The organism is Cloacibacillus evryensis DSM 19522, assembly GCF_000585335.1.
GTDB lineage: Bacteria > Synergistota > Synergistia > Synergistales > Synergistaceae > Cloacibacillus > Cloacibacillus evryensis.
The window spans coordinates 2284471-2305000 of record NZ_KK073872.1 but is presented as its reverse complement, the minus strand read 5'-3'; the positions used below and the strand labels follow the sequence as shown (position 1 = coordinate 2305000).

The 20530-nt window shown below is 50.3% G+C and carries 29 protein-coding genes and 1 tRNA gene; 27 read left to right on the top strand and 3 right to left on the bottom strand.

The window, feature by feature from the left end; translation table 11 throughout:
- Positions 1-8 precede the first annotated feature (8 nt).
- From der to CLOEV_RS10255, 3 genes are all read left to right on the top strand, one after another.
- A complete protein-coding gene (gene der, locus CLOEV_RS10265) occupies positions 9-1319 on the top strand; it encodes a ribosome biogenesis GTPase Der (protein ID WP_034443552.1) in 1311 nt (436 codons plus the stop codon).
- 127 nt (positions 1320-1446) lie between these two features.
- The gene (locus CLOEV_RS10260) at positions 1447-1734 is read left to right on the top strand and encodes an HU family DNA-binding protein (protein ID WP_008712618.1); all 288 of its coding nucleotides are present in this window, start codon (positions 1447-1449) and stop codon (positions 1732-1734) included.
- A 122-nt stretch (positions 1735-1856) separates the two neighbouring features.
- Positions 1857-1934 (top strand) — tRNA-Pro (locus CLOEV_RS10255).
- 315 nt (positions 1935-2249) lie between these two features.
- Here the strand turns inward: CLOEV_RS10255 and CLOEV_RS10250 are convergent.
- The 3 genes from CLOEV_RS10250 to CLOEV_RS10240 form a co-directional block, all read right to left on the bottom strand.
- On the bottom strand, positions 2250-2822 hold the full coding sequence (locus CLOEV_RS10250; RefSeq protein ID WP_034443551.1) for a Synerg-CTERM sorting domain-containing protein: 573 nt from the start codon (positions 2820-2822) through the stop codon (positions 2250-2252).
- An 87-nt stretch (positions 2823-2909) separates the two neighbouring features.
- Positions 2910-3248, bottom strand: a complete 339-nt coding sequence (locus tag CLOEV_RS10245; RefSeq protein ID WP_034443548.1) for a hypothetical protein — start codon at positions 3246-3248, stop codon at positions 2910-2912.
- A 226-nt stretch (positions 3249-3474) separates the two neighbouring features.
- A complete protein-coding gene (locus CLOEV_RS10240; RefSeq protein ID WP_034443546.1) occupies positions 3475-3831 on the bottom strand; it encodes a helix-turn-helix domain-containing protein in 357 nt (118 codons plus the stop codon).
- A gap of 151 nt (positions 3832-3982) precedes the next feature.
- Here CLOEV_RS10240 and CLOEV_RS16535 point away from each other — a divergent pair, with 151 nt between their 5' ends.
- The 24 genes from CLOEV_RS16535 (at position 3983) to CLOEV_RS10135 (ending at position 20528) form a co-directional block, all read left to right on the top strand.
- On the top strand, positions 3983-4201 hold the full coding sequence (locus CLOEV_RS16535) for a helix-turn-helix domain-containing protein (protein WP_084482318.1): 219 nt from the start codon (positions 3983-3985) through the stop codon (positions 4199-4201).
- Between the two features lie 56 nt (positions 4202-4257).
- On the top strand, positions 4258-4929 hold the full coding sequence (locus tag CLOEV_RS10235; protein ID WP_034443544.1) for a hypothetical protein: 672 nt from the start codon (positions 4258-4260) through the stop codon (positions 4927-4929).
- Positions 4926-5267, top strand: a complete 342-nt coding sequence (locus CLOEV_RS10230) for a hypothetical protein (protein ID WP_034443542.1) — start codon at positions 4926-4928, stop codon at positions 5265-5267. The genes CLOEV_RS10235 and CLOEV_RS10230 overlap by 4 nt, the downstream gene beginning before the upstream one ends.
- 122 nt (positions 5268-5389) lie before the next feature.
- Positions 5390-5614 carry a hypothetical protein gene (locus CLOEV_RS10225; RefSeq protein ID WP_034443540.1) on the top strand — a complete coding sequence of 75 codons (225 nt, stop codon included), beginning with the start codon at positions 5390-5392 and terminating at the stop codon, positions 5612-5614.
- 227 nt (positions 5615-5841) lie between these two features.
- Positions 5842-6279, top strand: a complete 438-nt coding sequence (locus CLOEV_RS10220; RefSeq protein WP_034443538.1) for a hypothetical protein — start codon at positions 5842-5844, stop codon at positions 6277-6279.
- Positions 6276-6563: a helix-turn-helix transcriptional regulator gene (locus CLOEV_RS10215; protein WP_218915521.1), complete on the top strand. Its 288-nt coding sequence runs from the start codon at positions 6276-6278 to the stop codon at positions 6561-6563. Before CLOEV_RS10220 ends, CLOEV_RS10215 begins: the two co-directional genes overlap by 4 nt.
- Positions 6560-6754, top strand: a complete 195-nt coding sequence (locus CLOEV_RS10210; RefSeq protein WP_034443536.1) for a hypothetical protein — start codon at positions 6560-6562, stop codon at positions 6752-6754. The genes CLOEV_RS10215 and CLOEV_RS10210 overlap by 4 nt, the downstream gene beginning before the upstream one ends.
- The gene (locus CLOEV_RS16870; protein ID WP_156938403.1) at positions 6742-6879 is read left to right on the top strand and encodes a hypothetical protein; all 138 of its coding nucleotides are present in this window, start codon (positions 6742-6744) and stop codon (positions 6877-6879) included. The genes CLOEV_RS10210 and CLOEV_RS16870 overlap by 13 nt, the downstream gene beginning before the upstream one ends.
- 85 nt (positions 6880-6964) lie before the next feature.
- On the top strand, positions 6965-7615 hold the full coding sequence (locus CLOEV_RS16090) for a YopX family protein (protein WP_051485029.1): 651 nt from the start codon (positions 6965-6967) through the stop codon (positions 7613-7615).
- A 1-nt stretch (position 7616) separates the two neighbouring features.
- A complete protein-coding gene (locus CLOEV_RS10200) occupies positions 7617-8300 on the top strand; it encodes an ATP-binding protein (protein WP_034443535.1) in 684 nt (227 codons plus the stop codon).
- Complete coding sequence (locus tag CLOEV_RS10195; protein ID WP_051485028.1) at positions 8293-8697, top strand: DUF7173 family protein; 405 nt, start codon at positions 8293-8295, stop codon at positions 8695-8697. Before CLOEV_RS10200 ends, CLOEV_RS10195 begins: the two co-directional genes overlap by 8 nt.
- A 1-nt stretch (position 8698) precedes the next feature.
- Positions 8699-9280: a DUF669 domain-containing protein gene (locus CLOEV_RS10190; RefSeq protein ID WP_051485027.1), complete on the top strand. Its 582-nt coding sequence runs from the start codon at positions 8699-8701 to the stop codon at positions 9278-9280.
- Between the two features lie 3 nt (positions 9281-9283).
- The gene (locus CLOEV_RS10185; protein WP_156938402.1) at positions 9284-10303 is read left to right on the top strand and encodes a PD-(D/E)XK nuclease family protein; all 1020 of its coding nucleotides are present in this window, start codon (positions 9284-9286) and stop codon (positions 10301-10303) included.
- Positions 10303-11916 (top strand): DEAD/DEAH box helicase, encoded by a 1614-nt coding sequence (locus CLOEV_RS10180; RefSeq protein WP_034443533.1) that lies wholly within the window; start codon positions 10303-10305, stop codon positions 11914-11916. Before CLOEV_RS10185 ends, CLOEV_RS10180 begins: the two co-directional genes overlap by 1 nt.
- A 46-nt stretch (positions 11917-11962) precedes the next feature.
- Positions 11963-12271 (top strand): VRR-NUC domain-containing protein, encoded by a 309-nt coding sequence (locus tag CLOEV_RS10175; protein ID WP_051485024.1) that lies wholly within the window; start codon positions 11963-11965, stop codon positions 12269-12271.
- Entirely contained in the window at positions 12235-14238 is a 2004-nt protein-coding gene (locus tag CLOEV_RS16085; RefSeq protein ID WP_051485023.1) for an AAA family ATPase, read from the top strand. Before CLOEV_RS10175 ends, CLOEV_RS16085 begins: the two co-directional genes overlap by 37 nt.
- Before the next feature lie 198 nt (positions 14239-14436).
- Positions 14437-14727, top strand: a complete 291-nt coding sequence (locus CLOEV_RS16865) for a hypothetical protein (RefSeq protein WP_156938401.1) — start codon at positions 14437-14439, stop codon at positions 14725-14727.
- 150 nt (positions 14728-14877) lie between these two features.
- On the top strand, positions 14878-15324 hold the full coding sequence (locus CLOEV_RS10165; RefSeq protein ID WP_034443532.1) for a hypothetical protein: 447 nt from the start codon (positions 14878-14880) through the stop codon (positions 15322-15324).
- A gap of 274 nt (positions 15325-15598) precedes the next feature.
- Positions 15599-16114 carry a hypothetical protein gene (locus CLOEV_RS10160; RefSeq protein WP_034443530.1) on the top strand — a complete coding sequence of 172 codons (516 nt, stop codon included), beginning with the start codon at positions 15599-15601 and terminating at the stop codon, positions 16112-16114.
- Positions 16115-16232: 118 nt separating this feature from the next.
- Positions 16233-16649, top strand: a complete 417-nt coding sequence (locus tag CLOEV_RS10155) for an HNH endonuclease (protein ID WP_084482314.1) — start codon at positions 16233-16235, stop codon at positions 16647-16649.
- Positions 16621-16992, top strand: coding sequence for a hypothetical protein (locus tag CLOEV_RS10150; protein ID WP_034443528.1), 372 nt, complete (start codon positions 16621-16623; stop codon positions 16990-16992). Before CLOEV_RS10155 ends, CLOEV_RS10150 begins: the two co-directional genes overlap by 29 nt.
- On the top strand, positions 16989-18653 hold the full coding sequence (locus CLOEV_RS10145; protein WP_034443526.1) for a terminase large subunit: 1665 nt from the start codon (positions 16989-16991) through the stop codon (positions 18651-18653). The genes CLOEV_RS10150 and CLOEV_RS10145 overlap by 4 nt, the downstream gene beginning before the upstream one ends.
- A gap of 19 nt (positions 18654-18672) precedes the next feature.
- Positions 18673-19839 (top strand): phage portal protein, encoded by a 1167-nt coding sequence (locus tag CLOEV_RS10140; protein WP_245591159.1) that lies wholly within the window; start codon positions 18673-18675, stop codon positions 19837-19839.
- Entirely contained in the window at positions 19836-20528 is a 693-nt protein-coding gene (locus CLOEV_RS10135) for a head maturation protease, ClpP-related (RefSeq protein WP_034443522.1), read from the top strand. The genes CLOEV_RS10140 and CLOEV_RS10135 overlap by 4 nt, the downstream gene beginning before the upstream one ends.
- The last annotated feature ends 2 nt before the right edge of the window (positions 20529-20530 follow it).

Genomic DNA, 20530 nt, shown 5'->3' with positions numbered 1-20530 from the left:
CGAAAAACATGGCAATTGTTGCGATCGTCGGCAGACCGAATGTCGGCAAGTCTTCAATATTCAACAGGATACTTGGTAAACGCGCGGCGATAGTCGACGACCAACCCGGCGTTACGAGAGACAGGCTTTACGGCGAGACCGAATGGAGCGGAAAAAAGTTCTATATCGTCGATACCGGCGGCATTATGTCCGAGACGGAACACCCCTTCATGAACCTCATCGAGAAGCAGGTGGATCTCGCGCTGGACGAAAGCAGCGCGATCATATTCGTCGTAGACGGACGCGCGGGCGTCACGCCGACCGACGAGGAGATCGCGCACAAACTGCGCCGGAGCGGCAAGCCCGTCGTTGTCGTGATGAACAAGCTCGACAACGAGAAACAGGAGGACGCGATGCTGGGCGAGGCCTATGGCCTCGGTTTCGACGAGGTAGTAGCCTCCAGCGCGGAGCATAATGTAGGCTTTGACGAGATGCTTGATTTTGTCGTCTCGAAACTTGAATCTGAGGAATTTGACACCGATGACGACGAGATACGAGTCACCCTCGTCGGGCGTCCCAATGTCGGCAAATCCAGCCTGCTGAATGCCTTTGCGGGGGAGGAGCGTTCGATGGTCAGCGACATCGCGGGAACGACGCGCGACGTCGTCGATTCCGTAGTGGAGATCAACGGACGGAAATTCCGCTTTCTCGACACCGCGGGGCTGAGACGCAAGAGCCGTGTGAACACGGACCTTGAATACTATTCGAACGTGCGTACCTATCAGGCGATCGACCGCTGTCATGTGGCGCTCGTGCTGCTTGACGCGCAGGACCCGGTGACGGAACAGGACAAACGGCTTATCGGACAGGTCCTTGAAAGAGGCAAGGGGCTCATCCTCGTAGTCAACAAATGGGACCTCGCGCCGCGGGAGGAAAAGGTCGGCGACGTGATGACGAAAAAGCTGATCGAAGAGGTGCCATTCGCCGCCCACGCGCCGCGCGTCTTCATCTCGGCGCTCTCGGGCCGCAGCCTCGGCAAACTGCCGGAGCTGATCCTCAGAGTCGAGGAAAACCGGCGCCGCAGGATATCCACCTCAGAGCTCAACAAACTCGTAAAAGAGGTGCTCGTATTCGAAAGGATGCCGGGAGACGGAAAGGGACACAGCCTCAAAATCTACTACTGCACGCAGGCGGACGGCGCGCCTCCGGCCTTCATATTTTTCGTGAACGATTCGGAGCTCTGCTCAAAATCTTTTAAGCGCCATCTTGAGAACCTGCTGCGTGAAATGGCGGATTTTTCCGGAGTCCCGATAAAAATATTCATGAGAAATAAGGCGTAGTACTTAAAAATACGTTCCAGACGTAATATTTAGGCTTTAGGTACTTGACGGGGAGCTATTTTATCGGTATAAATTCATACATACTGCGTTAAAAGCAGTGTCAATCTTGACTGGAGGTGGCACAGAAGTGACAAAGACAGACCTCATCAACACAGTGGCCAAAGAAGTAGAGGGTATTACGAAGAAGAAGGCTGCCGAAGTGGTAGAAGCGATCTTCAACGATATTTACACGGCGCTTCAGAAGGAAGAAAAGGTACAGATCGTAGGATTCGGTACATTTGAGGTCCAGAAGAGAGCGGCACGTCAGGGACGTAATCCTCAGGATCCCAAGAAGGTCATCGAGATCCCGGCAAAGAACGTTCCCGTTTTCCGCGCAGGCAAAGCTCTTAAAGAGGCTGTAAACGAGAAGAAGTAAGTTTATCTTTTTAATCTGATTATATCAGCTTAAGATATAAATTCCCTTTGCTGAACGCTTAGGGAATTTTATTTTGCCCCTTGACCAAAGCTGGATAACGCTGTATTATATCTCCCGTTGTACGGGATGTAGCGCAGCCTGGCTAGCGTACCTGCATGGGGTGCAGGTGGTCGGAGGTTCGAATCCTCTCATCCCGACCAGTAATTTCAACGGTTCAGCTCATTTGAGTTGAGCCGTTTTTTTATTGCTTTAACCTCTATTTAACCAATCCTTGTATTTGAAATAAATCTAAGCATAGCAGCTACCACATGATATAACCTAGAAAAGCCAGCCTGTGAGGTGTTATAGGCAAATCCTCGAATGGGAGAATGCGCTTGGCATCAAGAATCCCTTTGTTCTCATGGTCGGGTTTTCTATTTTAACCTCGATTTTAACCTTGCCTTACTCCCAACAAAAAGTTCCCGCGTCGCAGCTCTTATTAAGGGCACAGACGCGGGAACTCTTTTTTTTGTTTTTTACTTCTTGCGGAAGTATAGGAGGGGGATCGCGCCGAGCAGAAGTATTATCGATGACATACCGGCGTTACAGCCGCCGCCGCTGCCGCCATCATCGCTGGTGTTGCGATGGGCCGAGATATTTGCATAGTTCGTTTCACCGGTTTGCGGAATATACTGTGTTGCCGTGCCGGTAATGGTGTTCTCTCCCGTTTGTTTAAGTTTCAAGGTCATTTGTGTTGTTACTCCGTCAAGCCATCCAGTATATGACAGCGTGAATGTATCTCCAGGGGTATAGGCTAAAGGTGAAAATGATTCGCTGAAAGAATTGCTGTAATCATAGCTGTAATTTTGTGAAGGGATTGAAATAGTGCCATTATAGGCGATAGCATAACCGCTGAGCATCTCCGTCTCACCGGACATGGCGCTGCTCATTACCACCGTTCCGGTCTCCTGCATCGTCGCAGGAGCGTTGTTGAATGTTCCTGTCCCCTCGAGCGTGTAATTCCACGTCCCGCCCACGGTCCAATTCGCCGCGAAAGCACACGACGAAACCACCAGCAACAGCAAAACACTTAGAGCAAATTTCTTCATAGAAAAAACCCCCTTATATATGTTTACTCCGACTGTGCGGAGGTGTAGCCGTTACGACGGATTTGCTTATGATAGCCCCCTATTTAACTACCATTCAGGTTGGCTTGTCTCACAGGTTGAAATCCATGTGCCTAACTCGTCGAATTTCTTTTGTATTTCATCATCTGAAACTAACTTGCCGTTTGAAATTTGGACCCACAATGTTTCAAGTTTAGATGGCAACCCGCTGGGGTAAGAAATAACATCGTGCTTAAAATTACCCGTTTCGCTGTAAAGCTGCGGAGATCCGTTGGGTTGACATTGAACCTCATGTCCGAATAGATCATCGATTAGCCATCCGTCTTTGTTGAAACGAAAAACAGTCTCTTCTTCACCACCTCTGAATGTTGAGCTATAGGTTAACCGAAATTTGATATTCTCTCTCATGCGTTATTGCTCCTTTCTTTTTTTGTTGATAAACATACAATCATTAAAATTAAATTAATTACTAAAGTTTATTCAATTATAAATCTCTTGAAAAACAAGAGTGAATAATCATTTACAAAAATTGTTAAATATATAAATACCTTTTAAAAATATATTGACATATAGGATACAAAGGTCTATAATTGCATTATTGAATTAACGTGTCAATTTTAACATAGGTGGTGAGTTATTTGAATCGCTCAACAACACTTATTAGAACTAAAAGATCTTCTTTTTTAAGATTTTCTGTGAGTTTAAAAAGATGCTTTAATTCTGGATTGCAAGAAATAGATAGCGCAATTTCATCTGACTCGTTATCTTTAATTTTAGGGCGCGCATTTTGTGGGCAGGCTCTTACTAGGTCTATAGGATCTATTTGCAGTATATTTGCAAGAGACACAATACGGCTTTGGCGAAGGCTATTAATTTCTCCACTTTTCCAACGAGACACAGTTCCTTCGCTAACACCAACAGCTTCTGCAACTTCTTTTTGTTTTAAATTCAACTCTTCCATTCTGGTTTTTATTAATTCGCTAATTTCCATGTATACACCTTCTCTGTTTTTTAGTTTTATAATTGTAACAACATCCTTGCATATATGCAAGATATAAAAAAATTACAAAAAATTCTTGCGTTTTTGTTGACATAACGCAAGAACAGCAATATACTTGTCAAAGAGAGGGGGTGAAGTAAAAATGAGATTAAATTTTCCTGAGCTTCGTGCAGAAATAGGTCGGCAAAATATGACTTATGCGGCTTTAGCAAGAAAATCTGGGATAAATCCAAGTACAATGAGCAGGCGCTTAAAAGGTAAAACCCAATTCACCTTATCTGAAATATGGAGTATAGCAAATGCACTTTCACTTTCTGACGAAAAGATTAGAAATATATTTTTTTCAAAAAAACTTGCGTAAACACAAGAATGCAAGTTGAGACCTAACATTTCACCACTGAGGAGGAAAAAGAAGAAATGATAAAAATAACAAGAGAAGGAATTGACAGAGATACTCGTTGCCCAGATGGCGGCCCTGTTTGCATTGAAGGTATTCCGCAGACAGACAGCTCCAACTCTGTCGCTTGGCTGCGCGCCGTCATGCTATCTATCGTGGTCGATGCTGTTGCATATAAACAAGAAAACGACCTTTGGAGGTATGCACGCGCTCTTGAAGAGGCCGCGAAAAATTTAGAGTACGCTGTCGAGCACGCAAAAAAAGAAGCAGAAGAAAAATTTTCTCAGAATGATACCCCTAACATCAAGGCGTTATATGAGTCCATGCCAAAAATTGAGCCGTTGGCGACGTTAATACAAAACAAAATTGAGGAAACGCAGAAAATCTACGGAGCAAAACAAGCAGACGGGTTGGCTAAGGTATTCCTCAAAGAATTTCGCACCTTGGAAACCAGATATGGTCTTAGTGGAGAAGCTAGTTTTAACCTCCTAACAGAAATAGGCTACCTAAAAAGAATTTTTCTTAATTTAAAACAAGCGTTGGATTCTTATGCATCTTGTCTTGAGAACTTAACACCAGGCGACATCTTTTTAGAAGTTTTGCCTTATTTGAATAAGCTCGAAATAAAGTCAGAGGAATTGTTAAATGACCCAGTTCCCTGCGAGCGAACCCCAAAAGAGGTGCAATCGTGAAAATCATGCAAGCAGAAAACGGCGACATCTTTATTTCAGAATTAGAAATAGAAAAACTGAAATCAGCATACTTCAAACGAGAGGAGAGAGAGAACATGGAACTAAGAATCATTATCGAAGACGGAGAATGCCAGAAACCCTGTGTTGCGATAGAGGCTGAATTGGATTACAGCCTATCAGCAGATGAAGCAGCAGATGTTTTAAGACAGGCGTGGAACAAAAAAATAATTCCCCTTCAAACTGGGCTCGACGCTACCGACGCTGAACGCAAAGAGTTTGAAGAGAAAATGATTACACGTGTTATAACAGCTAAGAAAAAAGCAGTTTCTAGTGATTAAGTTCTTGAGAAACAATCTTTTTGCTGTTATCCGCGCCCAATTCTTCACGATGGCTAACCTTGCTTAGTATGGAAATGCAAAGAAAAAACAGGCGAGTGGATAAGTATATGAGGAGGAGAAAAATGCAGGACAAATCATTGATTGAAATTAAAAGCCATATTGCAAGTCATTCTTTATCAAAAGTTCAATGTGCTTTCGTCGAGGCCAGAATACCCATTACGGCATATTCAGCGGATGAGGCAATAGAAAAGATAAAAGAACACTGGATTGAGAACATTGAGCCATTACGTGAAGGAGTAAAAGAAGTTGAACGCCTCCGTCGGCATAACGGAGGCGCAGAGAATTAATCGCAAGGGTTCTTTATGATAGCGATTGTTTTCTTACATACGGTACAAAATATTTCTTCAAGGATTATCGGCTCGTTTTTGGGGTAAAGCTGATTCGGGACGCCGATATTACGGCATTGATATGAATCTATAGCCGAACAGTATGGACACACGGTTTTCTGATCCACAAAACTCACCTCCCTTCTAAGGGAGAAGGATATCACATTGAGGCGATTGGAGATAAAGAGATGGAAGAAATACTGAACAACATGCGCGAGGAGGATATTAAAGAAGCGCGGCTGATGCTGGACGCGGCAGTAGCCTTTCGAGGCGCTATGTCCAGCGCCATGCGCAGAGAGATCATGAAACGCTTCTGCGAGCTTGCGGGACTGCCCTTCTACGAACCGCCAACGATTGCAAGGTGTAACCCATTTAGGGACGAAGATCTGCAAGGCAACCTACAGAAATTTATTTCCGAGTGGTGCGAAGTGGACGAGATAGCGACCTGCACCTGCCGCGAGCTCTATGACTCCTTTACTGACTGGTGCTTATGCAATGGCCTGACACCGCCAGCAAAGAACGTTGTCGGCGGCGCGCTTCGCCAGATGAAAATGTTTGTTTCTTATAAGTCCGATGCCACCCGTAAATGGCATGGACTTCGCATCAAGGAAGGAGAAGAAAGATGACAGAGCTTGAGGTTGAAACAATAGTTGAAGAACTCAAGGCAACACTAACCGAGACAATTGAAAAGCTTGACGACGCGGCGGATCGTCCGCCCAGGCTCCTATGCGAAAAGAGCGCGGCAAAATACTTAGGAGCATCGCCTCGCACGCTTCGCGACTGGCGGGAGAAGGGAACCGGCCCCGAGTTTCTGCAGCTTGACGGGAAAGAAAAACTAACCCGCTACGACATCTACGAGCTCGACAAGTGGATCTCGGAGCACCCCAACAGAAAGGAGAGAAAGAAATGACAGCCGAAGAACGCAAGAAAGAACTTGAAACCGGCCTTGACAAGATGGAGGCTCAAATCAAAGAAATCCGCGAAGACATCAAGAACGGCCGCGCCGACAACCTCGTAGACAAAGCTCGCTACGTAAAGAGTTTGGCGTTCTGCCTAGTCCATCAGGCAACCGAATATGAGGCCAAGCGATGGAGCAGATAGCAGAGAGCGCGTTCTTTTATCACCATGTCGCCCCGAACCTTGAAGCCGCCTATGCCGTGTTCTGGCTTGGCATCTTTGGATTGATAGGCGTACTGGCGATGATCGTTAAAGAGGTACAAAAATAACCCTTCCGCTACAAACGGAAGGGCGCGAGCCAAAAATTGGCGGGAGCGGATACTACCGCCTCCAATTATAAAGGAGGAACTGAAAATGTCAAAAGCTGTTTGTGAACAAAAAAAGATCCCTATTCATCACTACGTCAAAGAAAGACATACCTCGATCGTTATTGACGCAAGAAAAATCATTTTTCGCGGTAAAAGCGAAAGGAAGGGGTGGATATATGGTGAGCTGAGTAAAGTATATTTAGACTTCAAAAAAGACAAAAAGCTAGTCTTGTCCATCTCTCCGTTCGATATGGTTTATGAAAATGGATACTCATTCCCCATTTACACAGTCGTAATTTCCGGGACGGTCGGACAATTTATAGGTAAAGCCGATTGTTATGACACTCCCATATATGAACATGACATTGTACGAAACATTGAAACTGGGCAAATTGGGATAGTTAGCTTCGATTATCGGGGAGCTTGTGTAAATGGTCATTTGATAAGCCACCTCATAGATCTGCGGCTTTTAGAAGTTATCGGAAACATTCATGACAACGCCTGTTTCTTAGATGGTGCAAATATGATGTACACCTCTGACGATGAACACATGATTCTAGAAATCATGAATAGTTTAAAAGAACATATATCGAAACGAGTTGCTTCAATTCAGCCAGCAGATAATGAAGCCTGTTACAAACAGGGATTTGAAGACGCATTAACTCTAATTTCAAAAACTAATATGGAGGTAATATAAAATGGCAATAAATATTCAAAGCACTAACACCATCACCACCAATGGACTAAAGGTCCTCGTCTACGGACAGGCCGGAGCCGGAAAGACGACCCTCATAAAGACGTTGCCGAAGCCGCTTATCCTTTCAGCGGAGGGCGGGCTTCTCTCGCTTCGTAAGGAAAACCTGCCCTTTATCGAAATTAAAAATATGCCTGAACTCCGAGAAGCTCACAGATGGCTCTATGAATCGGAGGAATCCAATCAGTTTGAGTCTATTGCCTTAGATTCCATCTCTGAGATCGCAGAGGTGGTGCTTGGCTCGGAAAAAGCGGTCGCCAAAGACCCGCGGCAGGCATACGGCGCAATGCAGGACATCATGACGGCCCTCATCCGCGCATTCCGTGATCTGCCGGGGCGGCACGTATATTTCTCCGCGAAGATCGAGAGACAGCAAAACGAAATGGGACAGCTGCTTCACTCGCCAGCAATGCCCGGCCAGAAACTTGGGCAGATGCTGCCGTATTTCTTTGACGAGGTGCTCGCGCTAAGGATCGGGCAAAACGATAAGGGGGAAGTACAACGAATGCTTATGTGTGCCTCGGATGGTATCTGGACGGCAAAGGACCGCAGCGGACAGTTGAGCATGTGGGAACCCGCCGACCTCGGCGCCATCATGGCAAAGATTGGAGGCGAAGCAAATGTCTAACGTCGTATATGAGCTTGTGCGAGCTCTCCACCAGGCAAAAGCCAAAGAAGACGCAGCAAAAACCGCCCGTGTGGCGATAGAAGAGCAGCTTGCCGCGGCAATCGGTGTTCCCGAACAGTGGGAAGGCTCGCGGACAAACGAAGTCGGGGAATTTAAGGTCTGCGTCAAACGCTCCATGAACGTCAAGATCGACGCAGTACGGCTGCGTGAGATTGCGGCGCAGAACGAAATAGACGAAATGGTGATGTCAACCGCCTTCCGCTGGAAGCCGGAGATAAATAAAAAGGGTTGGGAAAGCACCAGCGACAGGGCCAAGGCATTGCTTTCTGAAGCAATCACAAAGACACCCGGCAAGGTCAGCTTTGCCGTAGAAATCAAAAAACAGGAGGAGAAATAGAATGGCACTTTTAGACAGCACTTTTACACAGGATTTTGCAGAAGTAAAGCCGGAGGACTTTTCCCCCATACCTGCCGGAGAATATATATTACAGGTGACAAAAACAGAACTATCACCCACGAAAGACGGGTCGGGAAAGTATGTCAAAGTTGCATTCGACATAATAGGCCCATCTTATCAGGGACGAAAAATTTTTGCCAATTTTAACATTCAAAATAACTCGGCTATTGCTGAAAACATAGGCAAGCAGCAGCTAAAGGCGCTTGTAATTGCGGGTCATGTACAGGAACCCTTACGGGATACAGATCAGTTACTTGGCGCGGTGGTCAAGGCGAGTGTGACCGTCCGTGAGGCGACTGAAAAATATCCGGCCAGCAATGACGTGAAAAACTTCAAACCGGTCGGCGACGCTATGCCGACGAGCGCGCCTATGGGTATGCCTCCAATGCCCAGCGCCGCACCTGTAGGCGACGCTGTAATGCCGTCGCATGGAGGCGGATTCAGCCAGGCTTTTGCCCAGCCTCCGGCACAGCCGCAGGCGCCACAGTCCGCGCCGCAAGTTACCGGCGACTTTAAGTGGTAGATAATGGCGGCCATACCGGAGCCGCTCAACCAGATTGATATCCAGAGCCAGATTGACGCCTATCACGTACAGCACAGAGAGCCCCCGCGCCCCCACTTGGGGCTCTCTGTTTTAGGCAGCCCTTGTGATCGATGGATATGGCTCTCGTTTCGTTGGGCGGTAATCGAACAATTTCCCGGGCGTATGCTTCGCCTTTTCCGTCGTGGACAGAGGGAGGAGGAAACAATAGTGAAAGATCTTCGCGCTATAGGCATAGACATTCATAGCACCTGTCTCGATGAGGACGGGCAAAGCCGCGTTGACTTTGGCTGTCATGTTTCCGGCTCCATCGACGGAATCATTGAAAGCGGCGTCCCCGGAGCGGAAAAAACACGCCATATCGCCGAGTTCAAAACACATTCGCTCAAATCCTTTAACGAGCTTAAATCCAAAGGCGTGCTTACTGCCAAACGACAACACTGGTGGCAGATGCAGGGCTACATGCTCGGCACAAAGATTGACCGCGCGCTATACGTGGCCGTCTGCAAGGACAACGACGAGATGTACACGGAGCGCGTCTACCTGGATAAAGAGAGGGCTGAGGCGCTGATCGCGCGCGGGCATATGCTTGCCCTCTCAGAGCGCCTCCCGGAGCCACTGTCAGCAGACCCGACGTGGTATCAGTGCCGCTATTGCCCCGGTCATGATTTTTGCCACGTCTCGCACCTATCAACGGAAGTCAACTGCCGTACCTGCGCGCATGTCACAGCAACTAAGGACGGGAAATTTACCTGTGCGGCCATGCAGAATTACGAACTATCGGTTGAAGAGCAGCGCATCGGTTGTGAGGCGCACGTCGCGCACTTCGATCTTGTGCCTTGGAAATGGCTCGGCGGCAACGAGAACGGCATGTGTGGCAAATATGAGATAAAGGGCGTGACGTACCTCAACGGCAACCCCTATCTCAACGCTGGAGCCCTCACAACGGACGAACTTTTTGTAATAGACCATCAGGGTTCAACTGATGAAAGGGTGCCCTTCTAGTGGCTCTACGCGATTATCAACAGCGAGCAATAACGATGCTCTTTGCGTGGCTGAGATATAACCCCGGCAATCCATGCATTGTTATGCCGACGGGCAGCGGCAAAAGCCATGTGATTGCCGAGCTTTGCAAAAACATCATGTTGGGGTGGCCACAGTCGCGCATCCTCATCCTCTCGCATGTCAAAGAGCTGCTGCAGCAGGACGCAGAAAAAATCATGCTTGCGTGGCCGGAGGCTCCGCTTGGCATCTACTCGGCGGGAATGGGCAGCCGCGACATTGGACTGCCTATCACCGTAGCAGGAATACAGAGCGTGCGCGACAAGGCCGAGATGCTGGGATTTATCGATATCTGCATCGTCGATGAAGCGCATCTTATTTCAGCGAAGGCCGAAGGCGGATACCGTACCCTTATCGCGGCGCTGACGGCCATCAATCCAAACATGCGCGTCGTCGGGCTTACCGCAACGCCCTACCGCCTGGGGCACGGCCTCATTTCAGAGCACGGCGCGCTTTTTGACGGGCTCATCGAGCCGGTGAAGATCGAAGAGCTTGTAGCGCGTGGCTTTCTTGCGCCGCTTCGCTCAAAACTGCCCGAGGCGTTGATTTCCGTCGAGGGCGTCGGCAAGCGCGGCGGCGAGTTTATCGAAAGCGAATTACAGGCCGCCGTAAACAACGCGGACGACAACGAGCGCATCGTTGAAGAGACGATCCGCCGAGCCGGCGACCGCAGGGCATGGCTCTTTTTCTGCACCGGAGTAGCTCACGCCGAGGCGATTTGTGGCGTGCTCCGCTCTCACGGTGTGATTGCCGAGGTTGTCACCGGCTCTACGCCGACGGCAGAGCGAGATCGTATCTTAACAGACTTTAAAGCGGGGCGTGTTAAGGCAATAAGCAACGTCTCGGTGCTTACTACGGGCTTTGATTATCCCGGCATTGATCTTATAGCGATGTGCCGCCCGACAATGAGCCCCGGTTTGTATATTCAGACAGTTGGCCGCGGAATGCGCATTGCACCGGACAAAACAGATTGCCTTGTACTCGACTTCGCCGGCAACGTCAAGCGTCACGGCCCGATCACTGAGGTCAAGCCGCCGAAGCACAAGGGCGCAGGCACCGGCGACGCGCCGGTAAAGGTCTGCGACGAATGCGCGGAGCTCGTTCACGCCTCGGTCAAAGTCTGCCCATGCTGCGGGTATGTGTTCCCGCCAGCTCCGAAGGAGGCCGTCAGGCTCCACGACGACGACATTATGGGACTTGAACCGGAAGAGATGCGCGTCCGCGGCTGGTGGTGGTATGTGCGCCAAAGCAAAGCCAAGCAGATTAATATGCTCTGTGTGGACTACGAAAACGCCGAGCTGACAGGCGACAAGGTGACAGAGTACATCACCATCCTGCACGACGGCTACGCTCGTTATCGCGCCGAGATGACGCTGCGCGCGATCATCGACGGCTGCGGCGCTGATATCTCCAGTGTAAACGGCGTAAACGAAAACTATCTTGACGACATCGCGGAGGTGTTAAACCGTGCAAAGGCACCGGACAGTATCACAATTAAAAAAGACGGACGATATTACAGGGTGCTTAAGCGCCACTGGCCTGCCCTCGGAGCATGAGGAACAGTGTGCCTTCATCTCCGCCTTTCGGAAAACTTTCCCCGGCGTGCGTATCATCGCCATACCCAACGGCGGCTGGCGCGACATCAAGACGGCGGCGCGGCTTAAGGCCGAAGGCGTATGCAAGGGGGTGCCCGACCTCTTCGTCCCCGAATGGGGATTCTGGATCGAGATGAAGCGCCAAAAGGGCGGCAAAGTGTCAGACGAACAAAAAGACTGGATAGAGTATTTAACGGCAAACGGCTATAAGGCCGTCGTCTGCAAAGGCAAAGACGAAGCATTACAGGCCGCTACCGCGCGGCGGGAGGAGATAAAACGATGGCGACACTACCCACCGGGTGGGACCGCGAGATAAAGCCGGAAGCCCCCGAAATACAACTGCAAGACGCTATCACAAACTCTCCGATTGCGCCCAAACGAACTGTCAGAATCATCCTCGACGGCAAAATACACCGTTTCGCGGTCGAAGGCGACAAAAACACCGAAAAGGCCGGCTGGTATATCGGCTTCGGCGACAACATACCCGCAGGCATGTTCGGCAGCTGGCGCGGCAGCGTCGAAAGCAAATGGCTTGCCGACGTAGGCCGAGAACTCACGGCGGAAGAGATAGCGGTGTGTGAAAGACGGATGGCGGAAGCCGCGGCCATCCGCGACGAAGAACGGCGGAAATACCGCGAGCAGATAGCAAGCGCCGTAATGAACATCTTGAAGACTGTCATGTCGGCCGCGCCGGAGCATCCATATTTGCAGCGCAAACAGGTCGGCGTATACGGCATCTACCAGACAGGCGACGGACGTCTCATGATCCCGATAATTCTGGACGGACGGATTGCCTCTGCGCAGTACATCGCCGCGGACGGCCAGAAACAATTCCACGGCGGCGGCGAGGTCAAGGGCGGATATTATCCCCTCGGCCCCCTGCCGCCGCAGGAAGGACCGCTCTACATCGCCGAAGGTTACGCCACCGCCGCCTCCATCCATGAGGCCACCGGCAATACCGTGATCATCGCGCTAAACGCCGGCAACCTGCCGCCCGTTGCCAAATGGCTGCGCGAAAAGCTCGGCCCCGTGCAGGAGATCGTCATCGTCGGCGACAACGACGAAAGCGGAACGGGGCAAGCCGCGGCAAACGAAGCGGCAACGATTATCGGCGCGCGCGTGATACTGCCGCCGGAGATCGGCGACGTGAACGATTACGTGACCGCCGGCGGCGACCTCAAGGCGCTGCTCACGGGAAAGAGCGCGTGGCTGACGCAGGCGGACGACTTCTGCGCCAAACCCGCGCCCATCCGCTGGCTGATAAAAAAGTGGATACAGGCGGGCGGGCTGGCGATGGTCTACGGAGACTCCGGGACGGGCAAAACCTTCGTCGTGCTCGATTGGGTGCTGCGCATGGCGGCGGGCGTGGAAACGTGGGCGGGGCTGCGGGTGCGGCCGGGCGGCGTGATCTATCTGGCGGGAGAAGGTCATTATGGGCTCAAGGCCCGTATCGCCGGCTGGAAACAGTATCACAAAGTCGAGCATCTCAACGCTTGGGTCTCCGGCGGCGCCTGCGACCTCAACACCCCGGAGGGGCTTGCGAAGACGATATCCGAGATCCGCGCGCTCGAGGCGGAGAATGTCGCGGTGATAGTCGTGGACACCCTGCACCGCTTTTTAATCGGCGACGAAAACAAGGCGACGGACACGAAGACGATGCTTGACGCCTGCAGCAAGCTATCGCAGACCTTCGATTGCACGGTGATCCTCGTACATCATACCGGCGTCAACCAGGAGGCGAAAGGCCGGGCGCGCGGAAGCTCGGCATGGCGCGGCGCGCTGGACAATCAGATACTCGTGACGAGCTCCGGCGACAACATCAAGCTGGAACAGGTGAAGCAAAAGGACAGCGAGCTTGCGGACTCAGTATATTTGGAGCGCATCCCAGCCCACCTGCCAGGCTGGTTCGACGAGGACGGCGAGCCGGTATCAACAATCGTGCTCGAGCCGGACGAACACGGGGGCGAAAAAGAGATAAAAGCATTGTCAAAAAACTCCCAACGAGCCTTACAGGCATATCGCGAGGCGGCCGAAAAAGTTGGACTTCTAGATGAGCATGGCGAATTTGCAGGCGTCCAATTAGAAGAGTGGCGGAAAACCTTCTATAAAAACCACAAAGGAAAATCTCAAAGGCAAGATTTTAACAAAGCAATAAAAGATTTGACAGAAAAGGGGGACTTAATAAAAACAAACGATATATTCCAAATGTCAGAGGATTATGAACTTGAAAAGGTATATATTAAAAAGAAGTTACAAAATATTGCGTCGCAACCGTCGCAATAACAATAAACATTAAAATATACTGTGATACCAACAACTTTTTGATAGCGTCGCAAAAAAATAACGACGGTCACGACGGTAAAAACGACGATTGACCCATTTTTAACAAGCGTCGCTACCGTCGCGCTACTCTTTAGAGTAGCGACGGTGCGACGCAAAAGGGCGACGGTTTGAGAGTTCAAAAAAAAGGAGACTAACAAAATGAATAGCGATGATGCTTTTGAAAAAATATGTCCAATATTTTTAGCGGCCATAACAATCGCAAAAATGTGTGATACAAAAAATATACGAATAAAAGATTCGATACGGGATGAAGACTTAAACTTTAAACAGGGAATATTTTCATTAATTCAATTAGAAACAGATAAAAATGGCGATAGAGTCGTCTCTCACGATCCTACTTGTCAGGCTGGATGCTGTGCGATGTGGCAATGGGATGATGAAAAAAATCGTGAAGGACATTGCGGGTTAACTCATGGAAGAAATAAATAACTGCCAATGCGGCAATGAATTGATCTCCGTAATTGAAACGATCGGAGGCACACAGATATATTGCTCGAAGTGCGGCCGCTCCACGAAGCGCCACGACAGAGCCCACGCTATAAAAATTTGGAACGCGAGATATGAAAGGAGACAGAAACGATGAACGACAACATAGTAACAGTGGCTAGAGTAACGATCCGTACGGCGGAGAAATTTTCTCGCATAGAAAAGGAGTACCCTGCGCTGTTGCTGCTTGCGCGCGCGGTGGTGCGGCAGGACGAGGAAATACGCCAACTAAAAGATATGGCGCAAATAATTGGGGAATGCGATAGCAAAAAAATTAATGCTCAGATCGATGATATCAACGCACTAAAGGATAGGCTCACCGCGCTCCGCGAAATTTATCGTTGGCGGAAATATGAAGCTGAAGAGCCCGCCGATGGGGAACTGGTAGTTGCCCGTATTATGCTTTACGGCGGGCTTGTCCCTCGGTTTATGGTGCTGAATTATGACGCAGGGGTAAAAGTCTTCGTTGCGCCGGACGGGACGGGGTATAGCGTAACGTATTGGCGGCCTATCGACCTGCCGGAGGAGGAATCGAAATGAAAACAAGAAAAGCAAATAGGCATAAGGATAATATGCCAATTCATGACTGTTTTAACTGAGACAATGTTGTCCCCATTGGTGAAGGCGATCATATTTGCTATGACTACGCTGACGGAGATGTGCCTTCGGTAATGGTTATCCACGAATATGCACCGACCGACGATTTTATTAAGTGCGGCGGCAAACGTTGGAAAGTTTAGAAGAAACAAGCCGAGCGATAAGAGCAAGAAATAGAAAACGGCCTAAGGAACAACAAGATAGGAGCTGAATAACATTGCCTAAGAAAGTAAGCATAGTCCCTAAAAAAGTATCGCAAATAGAGGACGTCCTTTGTTTGTTTGCTGATTATTGTCCTACGGGGCTGGCTTGCTTTTTTGGAGATGAGGAGTTCTCGGACACAGAAGAGCTGGCGGCAATGGCATTGGCGAGGTATGCGCCGGCGGAAGACGTCGGTCCGGTTGATGGCGGCAAGGGCACGCCGCAGCAGCAGATTATTGTTGAGGCCGCAGAAAATATAAAGAGCGTGATTACGGTTGCCGGCGGACTTGAGGCTATGCAAAAAGTGTTCATGCTTTTCGAAGCGGAGATGCCAAGCACGGCACGGCTGATTCGAGATATGAATTATATAGGCCGCAGTTTTCAGTATCCATCTGTTGAGGTGTTTGCATATAAACACCATATTACAGAGAAGCAATTCTACCGCAAACGCAAGAAGGCGTTGAGAGAAATATCGTGGGAAATATATCGGCGTGGAGAGTTGTCCGAGAAAGTGTCCGAAATTATGTCCTAAAAAACGTCTGAAATAATGGCATAGATTTTATCGAAAACTAGGGATAAGATATCAGCATCAAGTTCGCGCGTCCGCAGGGGAAACCTTGCGGACGTTTGTTGTTGGGAGTGGTGATAGTATGGCACGGCGTGATTTTTATGATTCGGCAGCGTGGCAGCGCTGCCGGGACGGCTACATCAAATCGGTGCATGGATTGTGTGAGCGCTGCGGCAAGCCTGGCTATATCGTCCACCACAAGGCGCACATCACGGACAGCAACGAGGGCAATCCAGAGATCACACTCAATTGGGCGAATCTCGAGTACCTCTGTCTTGATTGCCACAACAGAGAGCATTTTGCACAAAAACTGACGCGCGACGACGTGAGATTCGACGCCTCGGGGCAGCTGGTGTCTGTGGTGCCCCCCCTGAACGAAAACACTGACTTTTTTGGGCGACCGGACAAGGGTAGTTTTGAAAAATACGCGGGAGTTGCGCATAGACCCCACCCTGAAAGGAGACGATGGCATGAGTACGCGGGAGATATCCAAAGATGAGCGGATTACAAAAGAGATCCGTCGGTTGCTGAAAATATTCAAGGCTCTGCCGATGAAGCGCCGCGCCGTCCTGGACGGGTTGATCAAGCGCGCGGCGTATATGCGGATCACCCTTGAAGACATGGAGGCCGACTTGAACGAAAACGGCTTTGTCGAGATGTTCTCGCAATCTGAAAAACTGGACCCCTACGAAAGAGAACGCCCGATCGCCAGACAGTACAATGCCGTGAATAAAAATTACCAGAATGTAATGAAGATGCTGAACGATGCGCTGAAAGCGGAGCCGGACGAAAAACCGGGAGGCGACGATTTTCAGAACTTTCTCCAGGAGCGGGAGCAATGACCCCGATAGTCGAATACGGCACGCAAGTTTTGACGGGCAAGATCGTTGCTTGTGAAAAGATCAAGCAAATCTACAGACACCTAATTGACTGCCTAAAAGACAAGGACAGCGAGTACGAATACGACGAACGGCGAGCTCAGCACGCCGTGGATTTTATCGAGCGGTATTGCCGGCACTCGAAGGGTGCGGCCGGAGGCGGAGCCTTTAAGCTCGAACTTTGGCAGCGCGCGCTTATCTCCGCGCTTTTTGGCTTCGTACATAAAATCGACGGTACGCGGAAGTACCGTGAAATGGTGTTGATCGTAGCTCGTAAAAACGGCAAGTCAACGCTTGGTTCAGCAATAGCGCTTTACATGCTGCTGGCCGACGGTGAAAAAGGGCCGGAAGTAGTCAGCGCCGCGACCATGCGCGAACAGGCGAAAATCATCTGGGGCGAGGCTAAACGGATGGTGAAGAAATCGCCGCAGCTGTCGGCCCGCTGCCGCTGTCTGGTCGGCGAGATCGATTGTGATTTCAACGATGGAGTATTTAAGCCGCTAAGTTCAGAGTCGAACTCCCTGGACGGACTCAACCTTCATTGCGCACTGATCGACGAGCTGCACGCGATCGCCGACAAAAATCTCTATGATGTTTTGATCGACGGCATGAGCGCCCGCGAGCAGCCGCTATCGGTGATCGTATCCACCGCGGGGACGCTGCGCGAGGGAATCTTTGATATCAAATACGAAGAGTGCAAGCTGATCCTCGATGGCTACGACGACCCGAAAGGCTACCATGACGAAGGTGTTTTGCCGATCATCTACGAGTTGGACAGGCGTTCCGAGTGGATGGATGAGCGCTGCTGGATAAAGGCAAATCCCGGACTTGGCACAATAAAGCGCACTGCAAATCTGGCGCAGAAGGTAGACAAAGCAAGAAAGAACCCACTGCTGGTCAAGAACCTCGTAACGAAAGATTTTAACATTCGGGAGACGACCTCCGAAGCATGGCTGACCTTTGAACAGCTGAACAATACCGAGATCTACGACTTGGCCGCGCTGCGACCGCGCTATGGCATAGGCGGCGCCGACCTTTCCAGCACGACCGACCTGACCTGCGGAACGTTGCTTTTTATGGTGCCGGAAGATCCGCACATCTATGTTAAGCAGATGTATTGGCTCCCTGAAGATCTGCTCGAAAAACGGGAGCAGGAGGACCAAATCCCCTACGGGGCGTGGAAAGAACAGGGGTTACTCCGCACGACGCCTGGGAACCGTGTCCACTACAAGCATGTTGTGGAGTGGTTTATTGAACTGCGCGAGGAATGCGACATCTACATGCCGTATTTTGGCTACGACGCATGGAGCGCGGAATACTTTGTTGCAGATATGAGGGCGGAGTTTGGCGCCGAAGTGCCAGAGCCGGTGATCCAGGGCAAAAAAACGCTCAGCTCGCCGATGAAGTCACTCGGCGCGGATCTTGAAAAAAAGATCGTAAACTATAACAACAACCCGATCTTGAAATGGTGTATCTCCAACACCTCGATCGATATTGACAAAAACAACAACATCCAGCCTGTGAAGGGCACAAGCAGCCGGCGCCGCATTGACGGGCTGGCCTCGCTGCTGGATGCGTATGTGGTTTTCGAGCGCCATCGCGAAGACTACATGAATCTGATTTAGGGAGGCGGTGGCCTTGAACATGTTTCGACGTTTGATGAATTATGTTACGCGTAGTCCCACGACCACAAAGCACGAGCTGATCGTTGAACGCGGCAATGGCTTTTATGGTTGGAATGGGCAGATGTACAAATCCGATATAATCCGGAGCTGCATCCGTCCGTTTGCGCGATCGATCGGCAAGCTGGGCGCGAAGCAGATCCGCGAGGGGCCGGAAGGGCTGAAAGTTAATCCGGATCGCTACGTGAAGTTGATCCTCGAAGAACCGAACCCGCTGATCACCGGGCAGATGCTGCAACAGAAACTTGCCGTGCAGCTCGCGCTAAACAACAACGCTTTTGCGCTCATCATCCGCGATGGCGCGGGGTATGCGAATCAGATATACCCCATCGAGGCGCTATCCGTCGAGGCGCTCTACGACGCAAACATGACGCTCTACCTGCGCTTCGGCCTGAAAAGCGGAAAGATGGGCACGTTCCCGTACTCCGACATCGTCCACTTGAGGGAGGATTTCAACGGCAACGATATTTTTGGCGAGGGCAACATCGAGGCGCTGCGCGACGTGATGGACGTCGCGGCGACGATAGATAAAAGTCTCGTTGATGCCGTGAAAAATTCCGCCGTAAACAAGTGGCTGCTGAAATGGAGCTCAGTGCTTCGCCCCGAAGACATCAAGAAGGAGACCGAGAACTTTGTAAAAACCTATCTTTCGTCGGAGGGCAGCGTCGGCGCGATCGGCATTGACAGCAAAGCGGAAGCCATCCAGATCACGCCTCACGATTACGTGCCAAACGCGGTGCAGTGGGACAGGGCGATTACGCGCATCCACAGTTATTACAACACGAATCAGAAAATCATTGATTCGACGTATAACGAAGATGAATGGAACGCCTATTACGAAAGCGTGATAGAGCCGGTCGCCCTGCAAATGAGCAACGAGTTTACACGCAAAATTTTCAGCCCGCGGGAACGCGGCTACGGCAATCGAATCATTTTTGAGAGTATGAGCCTGCAATACGCGAGCATGACCACGAAGCTGAACCTGCTGCAGATGGTGGATCGCGGGGCGTTGACGCCGAACGAATGGCGCCGCGTGCTGAACATGGCCCCGATCGATGGCGGAGATCAGGCTGTCCGACGGCTTGACACCGCACCGACGGCGGAGACGGGCGGAGGTGAAGGAAAATGAAGGACAACCTAAACAAACTGCTCCAAGTGCGCAATCTCGCAAACGGCGAGGCTGCGCTTTATTTTTATGGCGAAATCGTCTCCTCGTGGTGGGGCGCGTGGGATGCCGCCGATCAGTACCCGGAAAAGATACGTAATTTTCTTGCCGGCGTCTCTGACAAGAATTTGAACCTACACATCAATTCCGGCGGGGGCAACGTCATCGCAGCCATGGCCATCGTGAACATGCTCAGGCAGCACAATGGTAAAAAGACTTGCTATATCGACGGGCTCGCCGCGTCGTCCGCCTCCGCGATCGCGCTCTGCTGCGACCGTGTAATTATGCCGCGCAATACGTTTTTGATGATACACAGAACCACGATGAGCGCCAGCGGCAATGCTAACGAAATGAAGTTGTGCGCGGAGATACTCGAGAAAGCCGAAGAGAGCATGTTGAGCGTATATGAGGGCGCGCTGCTCCCGGATGCGAGTATCGATGCGATTAAGGATCTCATGTACAAAGAAACCTGGTTTACCGCGGAAGAGGCTGCCCGCTATTTCTGCGTAGAGGTTGCCGAGGCGATAGCCGAGCCTGCGGCGATAGCGATAAAGGAGCTTCCGAAATCGGCTCCGGAGGCGATAAAAAAAATAGCAGCTCTCGCGCTCGAGCGTGAACGTTTGAAGCTGCTGGATCTCAAGAAAGAGGGATGATA